This is a genomic window from Paenibacillus sp. 23TSA30-6 (genome assembly GCF_014858585.1).
Classification (GTDB): Bacteria; Bacillota; Bacilli; order Paenibacillales; family Paenibacillaceae; genus Paenibacillus.
This window is the reverse complement of sequence record NZ_SLTL01000010.1, coordinates 105,666-125,105: the sequence shown is the minus strand read 5'-3', so window position 1 is coordinate 125,105 and position 19,440 is coordinate 105,666. Positions and strand designations below refer to the sequence as shown.

The 19,440-nt window shown below is 45.4% G+C and carries 20 protein-coding genes; 4 read left to right on the top strand and 16 right to left on the bottom strand.

Annotated elements, in window-relative coordinates; translation table 11 throughout:
- The first annotated feature begins 100 nt into the window (after nucleotides 1–100).
- Nucleotides 101–1,264, top strand: a complete 1,164-nt coding sequence (locus tag E0698_RS11725; RefSeq protein ID WP_192511660.1) for an aminotransferase A — start codon at nucleotides 101–103, stop codon at nucleotides 1,262–1,264.
- Between the two features lie 388 nt (nucleotides 1,265–1,652).
- Here the strand turns inward: E0698_RS11725 and E0698_RS11720 are convergent, their stop codons facing one another.
- From E0698_RS11720 to E0698_RS11690, 7 genes are all read right to left on the bottom strand, one after another.
- Entirely contained in the window at nucleotides 1,653–2,726 is a 1,074-nt protein-coding gene (locus tag E0698_RS11720) for an ABC transporter substrate-binding protein (RefSeq protein WP_149093880.1), read from the bottom strand.
- Nucleotides 2,723–3,544 (bottom strand): ABC transporter permease, encoded by an 822-nt coding sequence (locus E0698_RS11715; RefSeq protein WP_044647356.1) that lies wholly within the window; start codon nucleotides 3,542–3,544, stop codon nucleotides 2,723–2,725. The genes E0698_RS11720 and E0698_RS11715 overlap by 4 nt, the downstream gene beginning before the upstream one ends.
- Nucleotides 3,534–4,346, bottom strand: a complete 813-nt coding sequence (locus tag E0698_RS11710; RefSeq protein ID WP_025685656.1) for an ABC transporter permease — start codon at nucleotides 4,344–4,346, stop codon at nucleotides 3,534–3,536. The genes E0698_RS11715 and E0698_RS11710 overlap by 11 nt, the downstream gene beginning before the upstream one ends.
- Nucleotides 4,336–5,445: an ABC transporter ATP-binding protein gene (locus E0698_RS11705; protein ID WP_044647358.1), complete on the bottom strand. Its 1,110-nt coding sequence runs from the start codon at nucleotides 5,443–5,445 to the stop codon at nucleotides 4,336–4,338. The genes E0698_RS11710 and E0698_RS11705 overlap by 11 nt, the downstream gene beginning before the upstream one ends.
- Nucleotides 5,446–5,501: 56 nt before the next feature.
- Nucleotides 5,502–6,656, bottom strand: coding sequence for an N-acetyldiaminopimelate deacetylase (locus E0698_RS11700; RefSeq protein WP_192511659.1), 1,155 nt, complete (start codon nucleotides 6,654–6,656; stop codon nucleotides 5,502–5,504).
- A 186-nt stretch (nucleotides 6,657–6,842) separates the two neighbouring features.
- Nucleotides 6,843–7,556 carry a 2,3,4,5-tetrahydropyridine-2,6-dicarboxylate N-acetyltransferase gene (gene dapD / locus E0698_RS11695; protein WP_134913353.1) on the bottom strand — a complete coding sequence of 238 codons (714 nt, stop codon included), beginning with the start codon at nucleotides 7,554–7,556 and terminating at the stop codon, nucleotides 6,843–6,845.
- A 111-nt stretch (nucleotides 7,557–7,667) separates the two neighbouring features.
- Nucleotides 7,668–8,573, bottom strand: coding sequence for a hypothetical protein (locus E0698_RS11690; protein WP_192511658.1), 906 nt, complete (start codon nucleotides 8,571–8,573; stop codon nucleotides 7,668–7,670).
- Between the two features lie 210 nt (nucleotides 8,574–8,783).
- Here E0698_RS11690 and E0698_RS11685 point away from each other — a divergent pair, with 210 nt between their 5' ends.
- Entirely contained in the window at nucleotides 8,784–9,728 is a 945-nt protein-coding gene (locus E0698_RS11685) for a DMT family transporter (RefSeq protein ID WP_192511657.1), read from the top strand.
- Between the two features lie 74 nt (nucleotides 9,729–9,802).
- The gene (locus E0698_RS11680; protein WP_192511656.1) at nucleotides 9,803–10,666 is read left to right on the top strand and encodes a sulfurtransferase; all 864 of its coding nucleotides are present in this window, start codon (nucleotides 9,803–9,805) and stop codon (nucleotides 10,664–10,666) included.
- Between the two features lie 467 nt (nucleotides 10,667–11,133).
- Here E0698_RS11680 and E0698_RS11675 read toward each other — a convergent pair whose 3' ends face one another.
- The 5 genes from E0698_RS11675 to E0698_RS11655 form a co-directional block, all read right to left on the bottom strand.
- Entirely contained in the window at nucleotides 11,134–12,174 is a 1,041-nt protein-coding gene (locus E0698_RS11675) for an NAD(P)/FAD-dependent oxidoreductase (RefSeq protein ID WP_134913348.1), read from the bottom strand.
- Between the two features lie 629 nt (nucleotides 12,175–12,803).
- Nucleotides 12,804–13,040: a hypothetical protein gene (locus tag E0698_RS11670; RefSeq protein ID WP_134913347.1), complete on the bottom strand. Its 237-nt coding sequence runs from the start codon at nucleotides 13,038–13,040 to the stop codon at nucleotides 12,804–12,806.
- Nucleotides 13,041–13,157: 117 nt separating this feature from the next.
- Nucleotides 13,158–13,706 carry a GNAT family N-acetyltransferase gene (locus E0698_RS11665; RefSeq protein ID WP_134913346.1) on the bottom strand — a complete coding sequence of 183 codons (549 nt, stop codon included), beginning with the start codon at nucleotides 13,704–13,706 and terminating at the stop codon, nucleotides 13,158–13,160.
- A gap of 215 nt (nucleotides 13,707–13,921) precedes the next feature.
- Complete coding sequence (locus E0698_RS11660; protein ID WP_134913345.1) at nucleotides 13,922–14,314, bottom strand: DUF6979 family protein; 393 nt, start codon at nucleotides 14,312–14,314, stop codon at nucleotides 13,922–13,924.
- A 207-nt stretch (nucleotides 14,315–14,521) separates the two neighbouring features.
- The gene (locus E0698_RS11655) at nucleotides 14,522–14,725 is read right to left on the bottom strand and encodes a helix-turn-helix domain-containing protein (RefSeq protein WP_019686344.1); all 204 of its coding nucleotides are present in this window, start codon (nucleotides 14,723–14,725) and stop codon (nucleotides 14,522–14,524) included.
- Between the two features lie 167 nt (nucleotides 14,726–14,892).
- On the opposite strand from E0698_RS11655, the gene E0698_RS11650 reads away from it, so the two are divergent.
- Nucleotides 14,893–15,180, top strand: a complete 288-nt coding sequence (locus tag E0698_RS11650; protein ID WP_192511655.1) for a hypothetical protein — start codon at nucleotides 14,893–14,895, stop codon at nucleotides 15,178–15,180.
- Nucleotides 15,181–15,555: 375 nt separating this feature from the next.
- Here E0698_RS11650 and E0698_RS11645 read toward each other — a convergent pair whose 3' ends face one another.
- The 4 genes from E0698_RS11645 to E0698_RS11630 form a co-directional block, all read right to left on the bottom strand.
- Entirely contained in the window at nucleotides 15,556–16,002 is a 447-nt protein-coding gene (locus tag E0698_RS11645) for a DinB family protein (RefSeq protein ID WP_192511654.1), read from the bottom strand.
- A gap of 356 nt (nucleotides 16,003–16,358) precedes the next feature.
- Entirely contained in the window at nucleotides 16,359–16,943 is a 585-nt protein-coding gene (locus E0698_RS11640; protein WP_192511653.1) for a histidine phosphatase family protein, read from the bottom strand.
- A 587-nt stretch (nucleotides 16,944–17,530) separates the two neighbouring features.
- Nucleotides 17,531–18,403 carry a carbohydrate ABC transporter permease gene (locus tag E0698_RS11635; protein WP_134913342.1) on the bottom strand — a complete coding sequence of 291 codons (873 nt, stop codon included), beginning with the start codon at nucleotides 18,401–18,403 and terminating at the stop codon, nucleotides 17,531–17,533.
- A gap of 16 nt (nucleotides 18,404–18,419) precedes the next feature.
- Nucleotides 18,420–19,370, bottom strand: a complete 951-nt coding sequence (locus E0698_RS11630) for an ABC transporter permease (protein WP_192511652.1) — start codon at nucleotides 19,368–19,370, stop codon at nucleotides 18,420–18,422.
- Nucleotides 19,371–19,440 lie beyond the last annotated feature (70 nt).

Below are 19,440 nucleotides of genomic sequence, written 5' to 3'. Positions count from 1 at the left end.
CAGTACCTGAATTATGTAAAATGAATGGCTCCTGCCGTAGCATAATGAGATCAAATTATTGTAAACTTGTTCTAATACAGAAAAAGGTGGCACACACGCTATGGAGCACTTGCTTAACGATCAGGTTAAAAACATTCAAATCAGCGGCATCCGCAAAATTGCCAATAAAGTGGCCGCATTGCCCGGAACCCTGTCTTTAACGATCGGACAGCCGGATTTCCCTACCCCTTCGCATATTATGGAGGCTGCCCACCGGGCGATTAACGAAGGACGCACGTCCTATACGCCAAACCCGGGACTGCCCGAGCTACGGGAAGCGGCCGTGGCGTTTGTAGCGCATAAATACGGACTGAATTACCGTGGACAGGATGAGGTTATCGTAACGAACGGAGCCAGCGAAGCGCTGGATATTGCCCTGCGTACCATTTTGTCACCCGGTGACGAGGTCATTTTGCCTGTGCCCATCTACCCAGGATACGAGCCTTTGATTCGCTTGTCAGGTGGGGTGCCCGTGCTGGCTGATACCCGCAAAAGCGGCTTTAAGCTGACTGCTGAGATACTGGAGCCTTATTTGACCGAACGGACGAAAGCCGTCATCCTCGGATATCCTTCAAACCCAACCGGACGAGTGATGAGCCGCGAAGAGCTGGAAGCCGTCGCAGATTTGCTGAGAGACCGTGATCTGTTTATCATTTCAGATGAGATATACAGCGAACTGATTTACGATGCGTCACACGTGTCTATTGCTGCCCTTCCAGGCATGCGGGAACGCACCATCGTCATCAACGGCCTATCCAAATCGCACTCCATGACGGGCTGGCGGATTGGTTTTACGCTTGCACCCGCTGCAATTACACAGCATATGGTCAAGGTTCATCAGTACAACGTGACCTGCGCCAGCTCGATCAGCCAATATGCTGCACTGGAAGCCTTGACCGTCGGTGTCGACGATGCACTTCCGATGCGTGAAGAATACCGCAAGCGCCGTGACTATGTACATGGAAGGCTAACCGACATGGGCATTCCACTTGAAAAGCCCGAGGGAGCCTTTTATCTATTCCCTTCCATCGCCCATTTTGGCTTAAGCTCGATGGATTTCACCCTGAAGCTGCTGGAAGAGCATGGGGTGGCTGTCGTGCCCGGAGATGCCTTTTCCTCCTATGGCGAAGGGTACATTCGGTTGTCCTATGCTTACGGACAGGATGTGCTGGAACAGGGATTGGATAAAATAGAAATGTTTGTTAAAGGAATTGCGAGGAGTTAAGGTGGGGGGAGGCGCTACGCCTTAAAGTCCCACAAGTCTCTAACGTGTGTGGGGCATAGGGTGGGAAGAAGTGCCCCTCTCACCGCTTTGCGCGGTGAGTAAACAAAAACAAGCCCTTGAATCACCCGTACAGGTGGTTCAAGGGCTTGTTCGTTCACCTACTACTCCCTCACCATCGGCGTAGAGATTCATGGGTGCAAGCTTTAAGCACAGCGCAGCGGAGGGGGCGGAATGGTGCTGGACAAGCGAAGCGTTCGCCTTTAAATTCCGATTTTCACCTTTAGACTTCAAATCAAAAAATCGGAATTTAACAGCGATGGTAAGCACCATCCGCCCCCGCAGCGTCCTTTAAAGCTCAAACCTGAATCCACGCGCCCCCGCCACTCTCTTACTTTAAATGCATTTTGAATTGCAGGAACAGTTCATTGTAATGAGCCAGCATCCGCTTGCCCAGGTTGTCGTAAACCTCCAGCTTATCCGTAATTTCAGATGGTGGATAGAAGCGCTCATCACCGGATATATCTTCGGGCAACAGCTTCTTTCCATCCGCGTTAGGTGTGGAGTAGCCTACAAATTCGGCATTTTGGGCGGCTACATCGGGCTGCATCATGAAATTGATGAACTTATGGGCCGCGTCCACATGGGTGGCGGTTTTCGGAATAACCATGTTATCAAACCACAGGTTGGAGCCTTCATCCGGCACGATGTAATCCAGCTTGTCGTTCTCATCCATGATTTCGGACGCATCGCCGGACCACACAATCCCGGCAGCAGCTTCCTCGTTTGCCAGCAGCATTTTAATCTCGTCACCGACAACGGCCTTGACATTGGGCGCTAATTTCTCCAGCTTCGCTAAAGCTTGCTGCAAATGCGCCTCATTCGTGTCGTTCAAGGAATAGTGAAGGCTGTTCAGTGACATACCCACGACTTCCCTCGCACCATCGACCAGCAGGAGGTTGTTACGCAGCTTTGGATTCCACAGACCATCCCAGCTATGAAAATCAATGCCCTTCGTTAGCTCCGGGTTGAACACAATCCCAACCGTACCCCAAAAATACGGCACAGAGTATTGGTTTTTCGGGTCAAACGAAAGGTTCAGAAAATGAGCATCCACATGCTTCAAATTCGGCAGCTTGCTGTGATCCAGCGGGAGCAACAGGTGCTCCTGCTTCATTTTAGCCAGAGCATACTCCGAAGGAACCGCTACATCAAACGATGTTCCTCCCTGCTCAATTTTCGTCAGCATCGCCTCATTGGAGTCGAACGTCTGATAAATGACGGTAATCCCCGTCTCCTTCTGGAACCTTGCCAGCAGCTCAGGGTCGATATAGTCTCCCCAGTTGTAGACCGTCAGCGTATTGCCACCGGAATAGCCTTGACTGGAGTTCAGCCATGCCGCCACCCCCATCAGACCGAACGAGATGATAAAAATCGACAGAAACACGCGCACAAGCGACTTCATCTAGGTACCCCCATTTCCGCCGCAGGCTCCTTTTTCCCATTCCGATTCGCCTTGCGCATAATAAAGTAGTAACCCACCACCAACAGCACGGTAAACAGGAAAATGAGCGTGGACAGCGCATTGATAGACAGGGAAACCCCCTGGCGGGCACGCGAGTAAATTTCCACTGATAAGGTAGAATAGCCGCTGCCTGTCACAAAAAAGGTCACCGCAAAATCGTCCAGCGAGTAGGTTAGCGCCATAAAGAAGCCCGCGTAAATCCCCGGCTTGATAAAAGGTAAAATCACCTTGGTTAGCACATCCATCCGGCTGGCACCCAAATCCCGGGCCGCATCCACCAGCGATGGACTCATTTCCTGAAGCCGTGGCAAAATCATAATGACCGCAATCGGCACACTAAATGCAATATGGGACAGCAACACCGAGTAAAAGCCCAGCTTGATCCCCACCATCGTGAACAAAATGAGGAAGGATGCGCCAATAATGACGTCCGGGTTCACGATCAGCACATTGTTGAGCGACAACAGTGTATTTTTAACCCGACGGTTCTGCATCTGGTGAATAGCCAACGCTCCCATGATGCCAATAATCGTGGCCAGCGCAGATGATAGCAACGCAATGACCAAAGTATTAATGACAATAATAATCAGCCGAGTGTCTGCAAACACCTCTTTATAGTATTGGAGCGTAAAGCCTTCAAATTCGTGCATCGTCCCGCCGCTATTGAACGAATAATACATCAAGTACAAAATAGGTGCATACAACACAAGAAAGACGAGCACCAAATAAATATTCCCGAACCGGTTTTTATTTGCCATGCCGCACCCTCCGTTTCGTTCCCGAGGTAATCAGCATAATGATTGCCATCGCCAAAATCAGGAACACCGCAACCGTAGAGCCCATACCCCAATCCTGTGTGACCAGAAAATGCTGCTCAATCGCCGTTCCCAATGTAATGACGCGGTTGCCCGCAATCAGACGAGTAATCATAAACAGCGACAGCGCCGGGATGAATACCGCCATACACCCGGATCGCACACCTGATAGCGTTAATGGGAAAATGACCCGGCGAAACGCCGTCCACTTGGAAGCGCCCAGATCACGCGCGGCGTCCAGCAGTGAAGGATTCAACCCTTCCAGCGCATTATAGATGGGCAAAATCATAAACGGCACAAAAATATAAACCGATACAAACACAAAGCTGGAACTGGTAAACAATAATTGCTGACCACCCAGTCCGACCAAGCCCAACACAGCATTCACCGGACCATACGTACCAAAAATTCCGATAAAAGCATATGTTTTAAGCAGTAAGTTAATCCACGTCGGTAAAATAATGAGCAACAGCCACAGTTGCTTATGTTTGGTTCGGGTCAGCAAATACGCCGCCGGATAAGCCACCAACAGCGAAAATACCGTAATCAACAACGCATACCAAAACGAGCTAAGCGTCATGCTCAAATAGACAGGGGTCAGAAATTGTACATAGTTACTGAACGTGAAATGACCGTCTACATCAAATAGCGAATAGTAAAATACAAGCACGACCGGGGCTGCCACGAACAGCACAATCCATAAATAGTAAGGCAGCAGATACGCTGCTCTCGTATTACCGGACATGCTGCTCCACCTCTTCATAGGCCTCCAGACGCCGATCAAATTCTTCCTCTGTTTCCCCGAACCGCATCACATGGATCGCTTCCGGGTCAAAATGGAGACCGATTTCGCTGCCCAGCTCCGCTTTTTTGGTAGAATGTACCAGCCACTCCTGACCGGAATCATCATAGCAGCTAATTTCATAGTGAACACCACGGAACAACTGGGTATCCACCTTTACTCGCAGTTTGCCCTCTGTAACGGTTGTAATCTCCAAATCCTCGGGTCGAATCACAATTTCAATCGGTTCATTCGGGCGTAATCCTCCATCGACACATTCAAACTGCCGACCGTTAAACTCCACCTGATAATCTGCGATCATGCGTCCTGGCACAATATTGGATTCCCCGATAAAATCCGCAACAAACCGATTGATCGGTTCATCATAAATATCATTCGGCGTACCGCTCTGCTCAATCTTCCCTTTGTTCATAACAAAAATTTCGTCCGACATGGCCAGCGCTTCTTCCTGATCATGCGTTACAAAAATAAAGGTGATTCCAAGACGCTGCTGCATTTCACGCAAAATGTACTGCATTTCTGTCCGCAGCTTCAAATCCAGTGCAGACAGCGGCTCATCCAGCAGCAGAACGTCCGGCTCATTGACAATGGCCCGTGCAATGGCAACACGCTGGCGTTGCCCTCCGGACATTTCAGAAATTTCCCGTTCGTCGTAGCCCTCCAGATTGACAAAGGATAATGCCTGCGCAACCTTCTCCTGAATGGCCTTTTTGTTCATCTTTTTGATTCTCAGACCGAAAGCCACATTTTCAAACACATTCAGATGTGGAAATAAGGCATAGTCCTGAAAAACCGTATTGACCTGCCGTTCGTTGGCTGGAACACGATTAATCAGCTTGTCATTCAAATAAATCGAGCCTTCCGTCGGCTCTGCAAAACCCGCAATCATACGCAAAATTGTCGTCTTACCGCAGCCGGAGGGCCCCAGCAGCGTATAGAATTTGCCACGTTCAATCTCAAAGCTGACATCAGCCAGCACCGGTGGATCGTTGTCATATTGCTTGGTCACCCGTTCGAATCGGATGATGGTTTGCTCTCCCATAACACCCTCCCTCAATATTCGACTTCATTCCATTTCATTCACTTCATTAAACCTATTTACTCAGAGCCTATCATTGAACCTTGAGATTTCCATGTAAAATAGTCTGTCAATACACGAATCGCCACACCAATGGCTTCCTCTGCAGGCTCCAGCTTGGCATGATGCAGACCATAAGGCGTATCAACGCCAAGCCAGAACATCAGCCCCGGAATTCGCTCCAGAAAATATCCAAAATCCTCTCCGGTCATCGCTTCCGCACATTCAATGAGCTGTACATCCTGCCGTTCACGGACCCAGTTCATAAATTCCTCTGTCACCTTGGCTTCATTGAACACTTGCAAATAATTTGAGCCATAATGAATTTCTGCATGGCATTCAAACCCAGCTTCAACACCGCGCACCAGCGCTTCAATCCGTGATTTAACCAGTGTCATCGTATCGGCGGATAACGTGCGAATGGTACCCTCCAAACGGGCTGTTTCAGCAATAATGTTCTGCTTCGTACCGCCGCTGACCTTGCCAATCGTAATGACCGCTGAATCCAGCGGGTTCACATTACGGGCTACAACCGTTTGCAATTGTCCAACCAACTGACAGGCCGCCACCACCATATCATTCGCTTTGTGTGGATATGCCGCGTGTCCGCCTGTACCCTTCAGATCGATAAACAGCTCTGATGTGTTCGCAAACAAAATGCCGGGGCGAGTTGCAATCGTACCCACCGGATACTCCGGTGCAACATGCAGTGCCACAATTTCATCTGGCATCCAGTCTGCCAGCTCGCTGCTGTCCCGCATCGGCAACGCTCCGCCCGGTCCTTCCTCGGCGGGTTGAAATATCACAACCAGATCGTCCTTGATCGGCTGGTTTGCAAAGTGAGAAACAATACCCAATCCAATCGTCATATGTAAATCATGACCGCAAGCATGCATGTAGCCGGGATGGGTCGAACGGAAATCATAGCCCGTCTCTTCCACAATTGGCAAACCATCCATATCGCAGCGATATCCATATCGACGTGCAGGAGCCGTTCCATGAATCAACACCAGTACGCCAGTACGCCATGTACGTATGTCCAGATGCTCCTGAGGGAGCGTTGCCAAATAATTCAGCAGATATTGCTGTGTTTTAAATTCCTCAAAACCTGGCTCGGGAATTTGATGCAAATCCCTTCGTATTTGAACAAAAGAAAGATAATCGACCGTGCTCATTCCGCTGATCCGCCTCCTTTTCCTAACTTATCAGGTTTATCAGACAAAAGAACAAAAGGACAAAAGCCCGGCGCAGCCGCCGAGCCTTGTCCGTTGTGCTTCGTCCCTAAATTGTGCTGTCAATGCATCATGCCACTAACAAGGAATCGTTCACCTTTTGTGCATTTAAAAATTCTTTTTTCAATCTTACAGAACGCGCAGGTCTTTCAAGATTTCAGTTTTTGATTTGGTCTTATCGTCGACCTGTTTGATCACACGTGCAGGTGTACCGGCAACTACGGAGTATTCAGGTACATCTTCGGTTACGACAGCTCCGGCTGCAACGACTGCACCTTTGCCGATTCGCACGCCTTCCAATACGACTGCATTCGCACCGATCAATACATCGTCTTCTACCACAACAGGCTGTGCAGATGGAGGTTCAATAACACCCGCAAGGACTACGCCTGCACCGATGTGACACATGTTACCTACTTTAACACGACCGCCCAGTACAGCATTCATATCAATCATTGTGCCTTCACCAATGGTGACACCGATGTTAATGACTGCACCCATCATAATGACTGCGTTATTACCGATACCAACCATATCGCGAATATACGCGCCTGGCTCGATGCGGGCATTGATGCCTTTCAGATCGAGCATAGGCACTGCGGAATTGCGGCGGTCGTTTTCCACCACATAGTCTTCTTCTTTAGCGTTAACGCTGTCCAATACAGGCTTGATGTCGGCCCAATCGCCAAATACAACGCCGCTGTCTCCGGAAATAAAAGCTTGAACATTCTCGCCGAATGATGCGGAAGCCAAAGCCCCTTTTACATATACTTTAACAGGTGTTTTTTTCTTACTGTTTTTAATCACGTTGATGACTTCTTGTGTATTCATTTCGATGGACATAGTAAATCGAACAACTCCTTCATCGCTTCATACGACTTCGCAAGCCGGAATGATCTTATTCTCTCATCCTTTATAGCACAAAAGTGCAGGTCTCGCAATTACGGATTCGAGTTACTTGTTGGCTTGTAGGCTCTCCAGCGATGTATAAATGAAGGATTCGAAGCCCTCGGCAGGCTCGCCCTGAGGAATGTTTACCTTCACGATGAAGCCGCCTGTTTTATTTTCTACAACAATATATTGGCGTGTGGCCTTCGAACCGTTCGCTTGCAGGAACAGACGGCTGCTGGTCAGCGCTTGAGGCACTTTGGCTTTGTCTACTTTCACCGCTTTACCAATAGAAGACAGATCCTTTTCGCCTTCCTTTTGAAGCTCGTCCAGATTAAAATCGGAAGGCAGCTTCGTAATTTCAGCGTAATAGTTATCATCTACAGCTAAGGCTACGCGGTTTTGATCAGGAAACAGGGACATGGGGTCAAACACATACAGTGAATATCCCCCTCCTTCAGCCAATGTAGCGGTCTGCTTTTCCTTTTTCCCTTCAAGGCCAAGCTCAAAAGCTTGAGTTTTCGGGCGTTCACCGCCTACTGCTTGACCGGAGCTGCCGTTTTGCGTGCTGTCTGTTGCAGTTTCTGTTTTTTCAATTTTCGTCAAAATCAGTTGCTTGGCAACCGCGTCGCCTTCCACTGCTTTTTCGTTGTATTCAAATGCGACCGAATCGCCTTCCTCAAGTCCGGCTACCACCGTGTCCAGTCCGTCACCCAGTTGGAAAGACTGGGCTTCACCATTGGTTTCAATTTCAACCGTGTGCGGGTCAGCGGCTCCGTTGTATACACCTGTTCCCTTTTTAACCTCAGGCTCGGCGATTGGCTCCGGTTTAACTTGTGGCTGTTGCGTCTGCGGTTGGTCTGCCCCTTGAGGTGCGGTATTATTGGTTTGCGGTTTCGTTCCACAGGCTGACAGAGCCAGCACTGACACTACAGTTAACAGTATGATTGAAAATGTGTTGCGTTTTTTCATAAAATCCACCTCCACTTATGATAGACGAGTTTGTGCGGCAAAAGTTCTACGCAGCTTCATACTTAAAATCCTTCTTCCTGCTCCCGCTTTTTATATCCCACGCAGATGTCAGGTACGGTATAATGGGCTGTATTAAATCTAATTTTCGAGATACCGATGGAAGGAAACGTACACGTATTATTCTTCCTCCGTACTGGATGGAGCTGTCACATGAATCAAGCGCACAAACCGTCATTTTCCTTTGAACTACTGTACATCGTAGGTATTATCGCTATTTCGTTCTCCTCGATCTTCGTAAGATGGTCTGAAGCCGAGGTGTCCGTCATCGCTATGTACCGCTTGTACCTGACCAATCTGGTCATGCTGCCTCTGGTCTGGAAATACCGCACCGAGCTGTTTAGCCTGACTCGCAAGCAATGGATGCTAATCATCTGGTCCGGTATTGCACTAGGGCTGCACTTCTTGCTCTGGATGGGCTCGCTGCGACTGACCACAGTTGCAAGCTCTACCGTTATTATGACACTGGAGCCGATCCTTGTCATGCTCGGTTCTTTTTTGTTTTTCCGCACGGGCACAAACCGCGCTATGCTCATCGGAATGGGCCTGGCTTTTGTTGGCTCGCTGGCGATCGGAGCCGGGGATTTTCATGCCTCGGGACAAGCCTTGCTTGGAGATGCCTTATCTTTTCTGGGGATGGTGGCCGTCTCTATCCATATGCTGATGGGCAAGCATCTGCGCGAGCATTTGAGCGCCTTTGTGTATAACTTTTGGGTATTCGCCATCGCGGCCACATCGCTTGCGCTGTATAATGTGATCAACACGATTCCCTTTACCGGATATGCTCCACGGGAATGGGGATTGTTCCTGTTGCTCGCCATTGTGCCCACGCTGTTCGGCCATTACCTGTTTAACTGGCTGCTCAAATACATTAACGCCACAGCGGTGTCGATGGCGGTACTCGGTGAACCCGTTATTTCTTCCCTGCTGGCTTGGGTGTTGCTAGGAGAAAAACTTTCTGCCTTACAATTTGGTGCAGGCTTCTTCATTCTGTTCGGGGTATGGATTTTTATCCGATACGGAACGGATTTCAAGAAGCAAGTTGTCCACCAAAGTGAATTGCCTGCCAGTGAGCTTCCCCTTAAGACAGGCTCCTAACTTATTTACCCCATTTTCATGAACGGTACTCAATTGAATAATCTTAATGATAAAAAGGAAAGGCGGAATCCCTTATGAAATCCCTTGTATCCAAACGCTGGCTGTTAGCTCGACTATATGAGCCAGATATCATCATCGCCGACTGCCGTTCTCTGCTCGGACAAGCCGGAGCGGGACGGGCTCAATTTAATGAGGATCATATTCCGGGGGCTGTTCACTTCGACCTGGAGGAAGACCTCACGGCTCCTCTGGGTGAACATGGTGGACGTCATCCTTTGCCGGATGCTGACACACTTGCCGCGCGCCTGAGTCGCGCCGGAATCAACGCCTCTTCACGCATCATCGCCTACGATGATCAAGGCGGCATGATGGCCTCCCGCTTCTGGTGGCTACTGCGCTATTTGGGGCATGAGCAGGTGTATGTGCTGGATGAAAGCTACAGCTTCTGGAAGGAAGCGAAGTTCCCAATTACGGCAGACCAGCCGATTCGCATTCCCTCGACCTTTGTGGCAAATGTTCAGCCACAAATGCTCACAAGTATGGAAGAAGTACAACGTATATCCGAAGGTTCTGTTCCTATTGGCTCCTATATCGGTTTTTCACCTATATTGATCGACTCCAGAGAGCGGCCGCGCTACCTGGGACTGGAAGAGCCCATAGATCAAGCAGCGGGGCATATCCCCGGTGCGGTGAATTTCTTTTGGAAAGAGGTTTTGGACGAAAAGGGTACATTTAAAAATTCGGAACAGTTGCAGCAGCACTTTGCCGACCTTGACCCAAATGCAGAAATTATCGTGTATTGCGGTTCTGGCGTATCCGCCTGCCCGAATGTGCTGGCCTTGGGCGAGGCAGGATTTAGTAAGGTGCGGTTATATCCGGGGAGCTGGAGCGATTGGATTTCTTATGAGGAGAATCCAATTGTGGTGGGGGAAGAGTAAAAGCGGAAAGATGCATAGCAGTTTGTAAAGTCTGAATACATCACCAAGCGATTTCCTAAGTTATATCTTTAGCAGGAGCGGTTGGATTTCTTACAGTGAGAATTCTATTGCGACTGGGGAAGAGTAGAAGGCTTAAGTAGATATACAGTATGTAATTTGGAGTACATCGCTCATGTAGCGATGTACTCTTTTGCGTTGTGCTCAGGAGTATCGAGGTCAACACGGAGTCAACGAATGGAGGTGAACGTACTTACAAAACGGTAATGTTGATTTTGGGAAGCTTTGTATTCTACATTCTGGCCCCCACCTTTTGAAAGTTGAAAGACACTGTGATTTTGCTCGTGGTCGGACGACCACCATCGTCATGCTGGAGCTGTATATTGTCCTACAGCACCTCACGTACATGCGATTCCACTTGATTCACAACCTCACGCGCGAGAAACAGCGAGAACATCCCTCAAGTGGTCCTAAAATCGGGAGAGTCGACAAGGGTCTAATTCACTTCTTGATTCCCGATCGATTATTTCACTTGCAGCCAGATGCGCAATCAGCGGCGCCAGCGTAATCGCAGAATGCATCACCGCCAGATAAAGTCCCTTTATGTGATCTTGGAAGCCCACGATCGGATAGCCGTCTTCAGGCATTGGTCTCATCCCGACCTTTATGCTTTCCAGTTCCAGTTGATTCCCGTCCTTCAGACTGCGACGCAACGTGTCGAACGCTCGCTTACCGACCGCCTCTGGTCCGTTTTCCTCCGACTCGTCGATATAATCTTCCGCAGCCAGCAGCGTATAATCCGTCAGTTGACGCGCTTCAAATTGCGCATTTGAGATTAATGTGCGTATCAGTTTATTCGCAGTTTTCATCCGAATCAGAATGGAAGGCGACGACGTTACCGGCACGGGACAACCTAACGGGTTGCAAAGTTCGGGTATGCCTGTACCTGCGGCCAATACCACGACATCCGACTCCAGAAAACCCTTGGACGTATGGACGCCGACCAGGCGGGAATCTTCTTGCTGCAGCTGTGTAACGTTGGTACCGAACTGAACCTTTGCTCCGTACTCCTGCGCTTTGCTCAACAACAGCTCCGTTACCCCTATAGGGTCCACCGCACCTTCTTCGCTGGCAAACATCGCTTCATCCGGATATTCCTTCAGATTCGGCTCCAATGCCTCAAGCTGCTCCCGGTTTAATTTTTGAAAGTGGAGTTGCTCCCTTAGGGGCGGAGTGCCCCAAGTCAGCGCTCCATGCCAATGAATTTTCAGTTCGGACAGCTCTTGCTGAAGCGCATGATATTCTTCCAAAGCTGCATCGTACAAATGCCAGTATTCGGGAGCCACCCTATGAGTCGTATGTATCCAGGCAAAAGATTTTTCCGTGACTTCACGCGCCGCGGCGGGGTGTCGTTCAATAACTGTTACATCTTGATTTCGTTTGGCCAGATGATAGGCCACGGACGCCCCGACAATCCCTGCGCCAATAATCACTATTTTTTGTTTATTCAATAATGACTCCCCCTTTGTCACCCTATTGTAACATAGGCGTCATGATAATCAGACGTTATAACATATGAGGGCAGTTGGAGCGACTGGATCAGCTATGAGGAAAATCCGGTGGCTACCGGAGAGGAATAGGCATTCTCAACGGATACACAGGTTCTAAAGCAAATAAACTGCCAAGCAACTATAGCTCATGGCAGTTTATTTGCTTTGTTTGAAAATCAACAAGGACTCAACTTGAGCTTAGTGAGAATGGTTTCTTGAAATTGCAACCTTCTACAGAACTCCAAAGCTGACTTTTTTCTACGTTCTATTGGTTTGCCCCGATTGCATATAACGTTTCCGCATCTATGACATGACCCGACCTTAGATAGCTCTTATCTTAGGTCCTATCGTGTGTTATCTGAATATGCTTCTGTGCTTGACACCTGATAACCAAAGGGCACAAGCCCCGCAGCTTAGATGCATTGTTATATGATTTCGGCGACATCCTTAATTTCAATTCATTTATTCTTTTTCAAAATTCACTTACGTAATTCTAATATTTTCAAGTCAATTATAAAATTTTGTTGTTTCAGAATATCCAACCCGAGGAGTCCTTTATGTATCTTAAGGCAATATGCCTACATCTATTTCTATATTTTGAATGCTGTATCTCTGCGGAGGTGAATCACAAAGTCTTGATTTGATGTATGGTACACTATGTTCCCAGGCTTTACTTGAAAAAACTCTTTATTCGCATCTTCTTCTGATATTGTGCGAATCGGTGCAACTTCATCTACTATTTTTTTGTTGTCTTCCTCATGATAATTAATTATAGAAACCAGAACAAATTGGTCAGGGAACAGTTCTCTAACTTCTTGCCATTTCATGTGTTCTACCTCTTAGCTTTTCGTCCTATTTCTTCTTTTTATCATTTTAACATATGCCGCAGCTTGAATATTATGTTATGCGTAGTTCCTGACTCCTATGAATTGCTAACATTTGTTTTATTTTTCTTTAAATCTACCCATTACAATGCTACTGTATAGTCTACCATCAGTAAGCAACTTATCATGTTTTAATACTCCTTCAATTTCAAATCCTTGTTTTTTATATAATTCTATTGCGTTCTCATTTGTCTCTAACACGTTCAATACCATTTTTTGTATACCAACTGAATCAGCCCATATTATAGACTCTCTTAATAGATTCTTTCCAATTCCATATCCCCAAAATTCTTTTAGTACGCATATTCCAAATTCCACTTTATGCAATAGTCGCTTTAAATTTGTTCCTTCGCACCGCGAAAAACCAACAATGCGATTTTCAATTTCAGCAACTAAGAATAGGTTCCTTGGACTCGCTTGATCTGTTTTAATTATCTCCTCAAATCCGGAGGCGTCAATAAATTCTTCTCCACTTTCTCTGTCCATATTTTCTGTCTCGCTATCAATTTGTAATCGTAGCTCAGACAAGCTTTTTGCATCTTCAACTGCTGTAGATCTAATACGATATTTTAGTTCTTTCACATTAAAGTCATTTGGTTTAATAATCATTACGAATCTTCCCCTAATTGAAATGATCTTATAGTCAGTTCATTAATTATTTTTTTAGGAATTACGCCTAATGTTCTAACGATTCCTGAACCCGTCAGGGTTGTCTGCTGAAGTGCCTCTCCGAAATCCTTCCCGCAGACCCAGGCTCCATCGGAGCCGCTGCTTGAATATTATGTTATGCGTTGCAATTGCCATCCCTGAGAATACCATGAGGATTATCCTTGTATGTAATTCTTCTTAGAGAGTGCCTTTACAACATCCATTTGATGATTGTGTGATATTCCACTATTATTAGTAACCTTGTTCCATAGTTCTTTAATGTTTTCTAATAGATTTGGTTGTACCTTTATTAATTTAACAGCCTTAATTGCATAATCCTTGTTTTTTGATTTTCTTCTTGTGTTATAAAGACCTTTTGGAATCCCTTCAATACATCCCTCTTCGCATAATCCCAGAAAAGCGTTCTTTGGACACCCCTTCTTTTGCCCCCATGATCCTTTACCAAACAATTCAGACGTAGCAATATCCCAGGCTTCGACTGGTGAATTAGTTGCTCCTTGATAAATTAGCTCTACTGCTTCAATAGCTGCTTGGTCATACTTGCTCATTTAAATCCCCCTTGAGTTAACTTCAAATATATGCAAGTGTTTCGCATAACGCTTCTGTATTCATGAACCCCAAAGGGGTTGTATGCTGAGATGCCTCTTCGAAATCCATCCGCAGACTAAGCTCCGTCAGGAGCGCAGCTTGAATATTATGTTATACGACAGAATCACTTCTTCGATCAACCAAAATTCTTCCTTGATCCTAATCTGTCATTGCTCTGCTATGTGTTCCAATAAATCTCCTGGTTGACAACCTAAAGCCGTACATAATTTATCAATTACTTCTAATGACACATATTCATTCGTATTGAGCTTCGCCATTGTAGCAGACGAAATCCCCGTCATTTTCAGTAAATCCTGCTTCTTAATTTCCCTGTCGATCAATAATTTTTGAAAAGGTTTGTAACTAATCATCTGATATTCCTTTCACACATGAAGTGAATTTTCTTTAATTATATGAAAGTATATTTTCTTTATCAAAACGTCTTCAACATGTATTGACTTATATGTTCGTGTTAAAATTATATTCAATAAGTTAAACTTTTATTCGCAAAATTAAACCCATTGGATGATGTTCAATTATGCATACTTCTTTAGAAGTCTTACTCGATTCACTGATTCGTAATCGAATTGAATCTTTATATGGCGAGCTTATCAAAAACAACTCCAGCTACAACCAGTTCTCATCCGAACGGAATCTTTACTTCAAGCAGTTACATGAACTACTATCAGAGGATATACAAAAGACTCTATTCCTTTTTGATGACGCAGACCTTTCTGTTCAAACTATTTTAGAGCGTGAAATCTATTTGCAAGGTTTTAAAGATGCTCTTCACCTACATAACGAATTAGATTTATCTTTAGATTGAGAGCCCATTGGCTCTTTTTTCTTTTGATTCTGTCGTATAATGTTGCACATTTCTTACGTTCAAGCGGCTTAAGGTGCGTAGCATCGGGTCGTCAGACTTAGCCGTTTGAATGATCGTCTGAATAAGCTTCTCCGAAAACCCACTTGGCGACCAAGGAAAGGTAGCGACGAAGCAGAAATTAATGTTATAGGATGTCAGCGCCTTCTTTGTATTCCCCAACTTTAGTTATTTTTAAATATCGTGTCTCGTTAGCGTAACAACAATGCGTAATATCTGAATTGTATTTTACAAGTTTACGTAGCAACGTTATCCATGAGTTCAACAAGCAAACAATTAGAACAGTTCTTCAGCAAGGGGTTACTTAATCTGATACATCTATCTTACAAAAGTAATATAATCAATGTTAACTGGATCAATACCATCTACTCGAAGTCGCGAGTTAATCTGTCCTCGATGATACTGACCATGAAGTGCTACGTGAGTTAAAATATCTCGTATAGAAGTCATAAACTCTTTACCACTACTATTTGTGTATGTTATTAAGTTATCCAGGTCAGTTTTTGCTATTTCAGCGAGAAATGTTTTGAAGTTTTCTTCATTTTGTTTAATAAGTTTTGCACAGACTGTTATATCACCATCCGACCAGATAGGCATTTGTGAACTGTCCATTCCTTTTAATCTAGTTAACCATATTTGTTCAGCATATAGAATATGAGTAAATAAACTTAACTGCTGCTCCCCAATCTCTACATTTTGAAATACTTCTAGAATGCTTTGATTAGCCCAATTTAAATGCTCAAACATCTTTTGAATTGTTTTCAATGGTACCGCCTCCTACATTATCAATCACTTGTTTTATATGAATTCTATAAAAAGAGAAAACAAAGTTCTACCCGTTCTTTAACTCAACCGTCCGATAGCTGAAAGGCATCTTTGTAATAAATGATCAATAACTTATAATGTATTTTTATAATGTTGCTGATTTCCTATAACGTTTCTGTGTTCACGACGTCCAAGCGGCTTAAGGACCGCAGGTCCGGGTGGCTCTGCCACTTAGCCGGTTGAATGTGTCCGGTGGATCCACTCCCCTGAAATGCCTCTTCCGGACCAAGGGTCGAGCTTGTCTCGGCCCGCAGCGTTGAATGCAATGTTATATGATATCACAGCCTTTCTCGAATTCACCCACAATTCACTTCTTTATATATTCTTTGAGTATCTATTAATTCTTCATCGTTGAACTCCATTCTATATACATCTGGTTTTGAGGTTTTCATTAAGAACTCATACCCGTATTGATCATCGAAGTATCTCATCATTAATATCATGACCAATCCATGTGTTCCTATTGCTATCTTCTGCCCCTTATAGTTCATTATTATTTCTTTTAATCTTGTTACAGATCGTCTTTGACAGTCATTTATGGACTCACCAAAAGGTTCCTTATAATACGGGTCTTTAAACATCTTACTTACGAGTGAGTATACTTCTTCGTCTGGAATAATCGTATCCTCTCTTGAAAATACAAGTTCTTTAAGATCTTCAAACACTAAAATCTCTTTATCACTTTGTTGTGCCAACTCTTCAATTGTTAGGATTGCTCGAACATATGGACTTGAAATAAATACACTAATTCCTTCATCCTTCAGCAGTTCGGTTATTCTATGGGAATCAAACTTTCCTTTTTTAGTTAATCCTCGAGTTCTTTCATTTCCTTCCGATTTGGATGATTCACTATGTCTAACAAAGTAAATATATGTTTTCATATTTGCCCCCAGGATAACATTCAATTGATATATTCATAGCTATGATTTCACCTAACGCTGATAATGATACAAGATGGCAGTTTGCTCATTACTTATCAGCGTCTTTAATACCACAGTTATTTAATGCGATTATAAAGTCAAGCATGATCTCTTTTATATTACTTTGATCGCACTTTATATAGGTTTGGATTTGAGAATATTCTGGCATCTCATTCCCTCATTTCATCATTGCGTGTATTTCAACTAACATCTAATCTATGTACTTCGTAAATACTGCATCTTCAAGTTAGTATCTGAACTACATATATGATAACGCACTCAGTTCCACTTGCGAAGAAAAAATTGGTGAAAAGGGAATACTAAGCAGAGTGCTCAAGCTTCCATATCCATGTGATCCAGCAGGCTCTGAATACGCTGGATATTTTTCGTGCTGACATGCTTATAGCGCTGTGTTATAACTACTACTAAATTAAGCGTTGAGTTTTTACTCTCCCCCCACCTCTACGTTAAAAAAAGAAGTTACATGGCCTAGTCTCGGACTAGTTCAGTAACTCCCTTTTCAAACCCTATTTCAATAGGTAGATTTATTATTCTTTTACCGCCCCGACCACGATCCCGGTCACAAAATAACGTTGCAGAAACGGATACACGAGCAGGATCGGCAGTGCACTGATAAAGATTTGCGAGGCCCGAATGGTTCGCTGGGATAGATTGGCGACGGCTTCCGGGTCGAGCTTGGACATGTCGGCCTGAACGATAATCGTCTGCATAAATGTCGCCAGCGGAAGCTTTTCTGAATCTCGAATATAGATCATCCCGTCAAAATAAGAGTTCCAATGTCCGACCATCATGAATAGGGAAACCGTGGCAATGACGGGTATGGAGACGGGCAAATATATTTTGATAAAAGTCTGCAAATGCCCTGCCCCATCAATAAAAGCGGCTTCCTCCAGATCCTTGGGTACGGTACGGAAGAAATTAAGCAGCAGAATAATGTTAAATACCGCAACCAATCCAGGCAGAATCAATGCCAGCAATGTATTCATCAGTCCAAGCTTCAGAATCAGAATGTAGCCCGGAATGAGACCACCGCTGAATAACATGGTGATGACAAAATACCAAAGGTAGATATTGCGTGCACGGAAGACTCGCGTCTCCTTGGAAAGCGCATACGCTGCAATCGTATTTACCACTAACGCAAGTCCCGTTCCAAGTACCGTCCGCTTCACAGACACCCACAAGGAGGAGAGGAAATTGGCATTATCAAACGTCTTCGCATAGGCTTCAAGCGTAAAGCCAATCGGCCAGAACGTAACCAGTCCGGCATTGGCAGGTGCGGATGCGCTAAGAGATACCATGAGCAAGTGATATAAAGGCAGCAAGCAGAGCAGCGAAAGGATGGTCAGGAACACATTATTGAATATGCTGAATACTCGATATGGAATCGTTTTATGGTACATCGGCTCGTCATCCTTTCTAGAAAATTCTGTACCCCGCGAATCGGTATGCCAGTCGGTATGAGATCACGATCAGGATTAAGCTAATAACCGATTTAAATAAATTCACGGCGGTAGCGAAGCTGAACTGCCCACTAAGCAGACCTTCCCTGTACACAAAGGTATCGATGATATCCGCTTGCTGATAGATTAATGGACTATATAAGTTAAAGATCTGATCGAAGTTTGCATTGAGCACATTGCCTAGTGCCAGGGTTGCGATCACGATCCCAATCGGAATAAGCGCCGGGATGGTAATATACATCGTCTGCTTCCAGCGCCCCGCCCCATCCACTTCAGCCGCTTCATAGAGTGACGGATTAATACCGGACAGTGCCGCCAGGAAAATGATCGTGTTGAAGCCAAACTCCTTCCAGACATCACTTGCAATGATCGTAAAGCGGAACCAGTTGCCATCCCCCAGGAAGAAAATCGGCTTGATGCCGAATACAGAGGAAAGGAATTGATTGATGATCCCTGTCTGGGCCAGAATATCGATCAGAATGCCTGATAGCGTAACCCAAGACAAAAAGTGCGGAAGATACACGAGTGTTTGAATGGTTCTTTTGAGCGCCATCTTCCTGACCTCATTCAACAATAAGGCGAAGATAAACGGAATAATCAGGTTCATTACCATTTTGGAGCAGGCAAAAAACAGCGTATTCCACGTAATTTGCAGGAAATAATCATTCTCCCACATGTACCTGAAATGCTTCAGTCCGACCCATTCAGAATTGAAAAAACCCAGTGCAGGTTTATAGTCTTGAAATGCCATAAGAATCCCGGACATCGGAATATACGAAAAAATAAAAACCATAATGGCCGCCGGCAACACCATCAAGTGGAGAATCCATGGTTGTTTATAGACTTTCTTTTTTCTTCTATTCGGCTTGCTTCCAATGTTCGCCTGCGGCACCCGGTTAGCCTCCATAGCGCTCTCCTGTTCCCAAAAAAAGTTTTTGTGTGTAATGGGGATCTCTGCTATAAATAGTATCAGGCAA

What these genes read in the sequence shown, in the direction of transcription:
- E0698_RS11705 (WP_044647358.1), bottom strand. Translation starts at nt 5,445, where the DNA reads ATGGGAGAGCAAACCATCATCCGATTCGAACGGGTGACCAAGCAATAT.
- E0698_RS11665 (WP_134913346.1), bottom strand. Translation starts at nt 13,706, where the DNA reads ATGATTATTAAACCAAATGACTTTAATGTGAAAGAACTAAAATATCGT.
- E0698_RS11690 (WP_192511658.1), bottom strand. Translation starts at nt 8,573, where the DNA reads ATGAAAAAACGCAACACATTTTCAATCATACTGTTAACTGTAGTGTCA.
- E0698_RS11655 (WP_019686344.1), bottom strand. Translation starts at nt 14,725, where the DNA reads ATGATTAGTTACAAACCTTTTCAAAAATTATTGATCGACAGGGAAATT.
- E0698_RS11680 (WP_192511656.1), top strand. Translation starts at nt 9,803, where the DNA reads ATGAAATCCCTTGTATCCAAACGCTGGCTGTTAGCTCGACTATATGAG.
- E0698_RS11630 (WP_192511652.1), bottom strand. Translation starts at nt 19,370, where the DNA reads ATGGAGGCTAACCGGGTGCCGCAGGCGAACATTGGAAGCAAGCCGAAT.
- E0698_RS11700 (WP_192511659.1), bottom strand. Translation starts at nt 6,656, where the DNA reads ATGAGCACGGTCGATTATCTTTCTTTTGTTCAAATACGAAGGGATTTG.
- E0698_RS11650 (WP_192511655.1), top strand. Translation starts at nt 14,893, where the DNA reads ATGCATACTTCTTTAGAAGTCTTACTCGATTCACTGATTCGTAATCGA.
- E0698_RS11715 (WP_044647356.1), bottom strand. Translation starts at nt 3,544, where the DNA reads ATGGCAAATAAAAACCGGTTCGGGAATATTTATTTGGTGCTCGTCTTT.
- E0698_RS11660 (WP_134913345.1), bottom strand. Translation starts at nt 14,314, where the DNA reads ATGAGCAAGTATGACCAAGCAGCTATTGAAGCAGTAGAGCTAATTTAT.
- E0698_RS11710 (WP_025685656.1), bottom strand. Translation starts at nt 4,346, where the DNA reads ATGTCCGGTAATACGAGAGCAGCGTATCTGCTGCCTTACTATTTATGG.
- E0698_RS11670 (WP_134913347.1), bottom strand. Translation starts at nt 13,040, where the DNA reads ATGAAATGGCAAGAAGTTAGAGAACTGTTCCCTGACCAATTTGTTCTG.
- dapD (WP_134913353.1), bottom strand. Translation starts at nt 7,556, where the DNA reads ATGTCCATCGAAATGAATACACAAGAAGTCATCAACGTGATTAAAAAC.
- E0698_RS11640 (WP_192511653.1), bottom strand. Translation starts at nt 16,943, where the DNA reads ATGAAAACATATATTTACTTTGTTAGACATAGTGAATCATCCAAATCG.
- E0698_RS11720 (WP_149093880.1), bottom strand. Translation starts at nt 2,726, where the DNA reads ATGAAGTCGCTTGTGCGCGTGTTTCTGTCGATTTTTATCATCTCGTTC.
- E0698_RS11725 (WP_192511660.1), top strand. Translation starts at nt 101, where the DNA reads ATGGAGCACTTGCTTAACGATCAGGTTAAAAACATTCAAATCAGCGGC.
- E0698_RS11635 (WP_134913342.1), bottom strand. Translation starts at nt 18,403, where the DNA reads ATGTACCATAAAACGATTCCATATCGAGTATTCAGCATATTCAATAAT.
- E0698_RS11685 (WP_192511657.1), top strand. Translation starts at nt 8,784, where the DNA reads ATGAATCAAGCGCACAAACCGTCATTTTCCTTTGAACTACTGTACATC.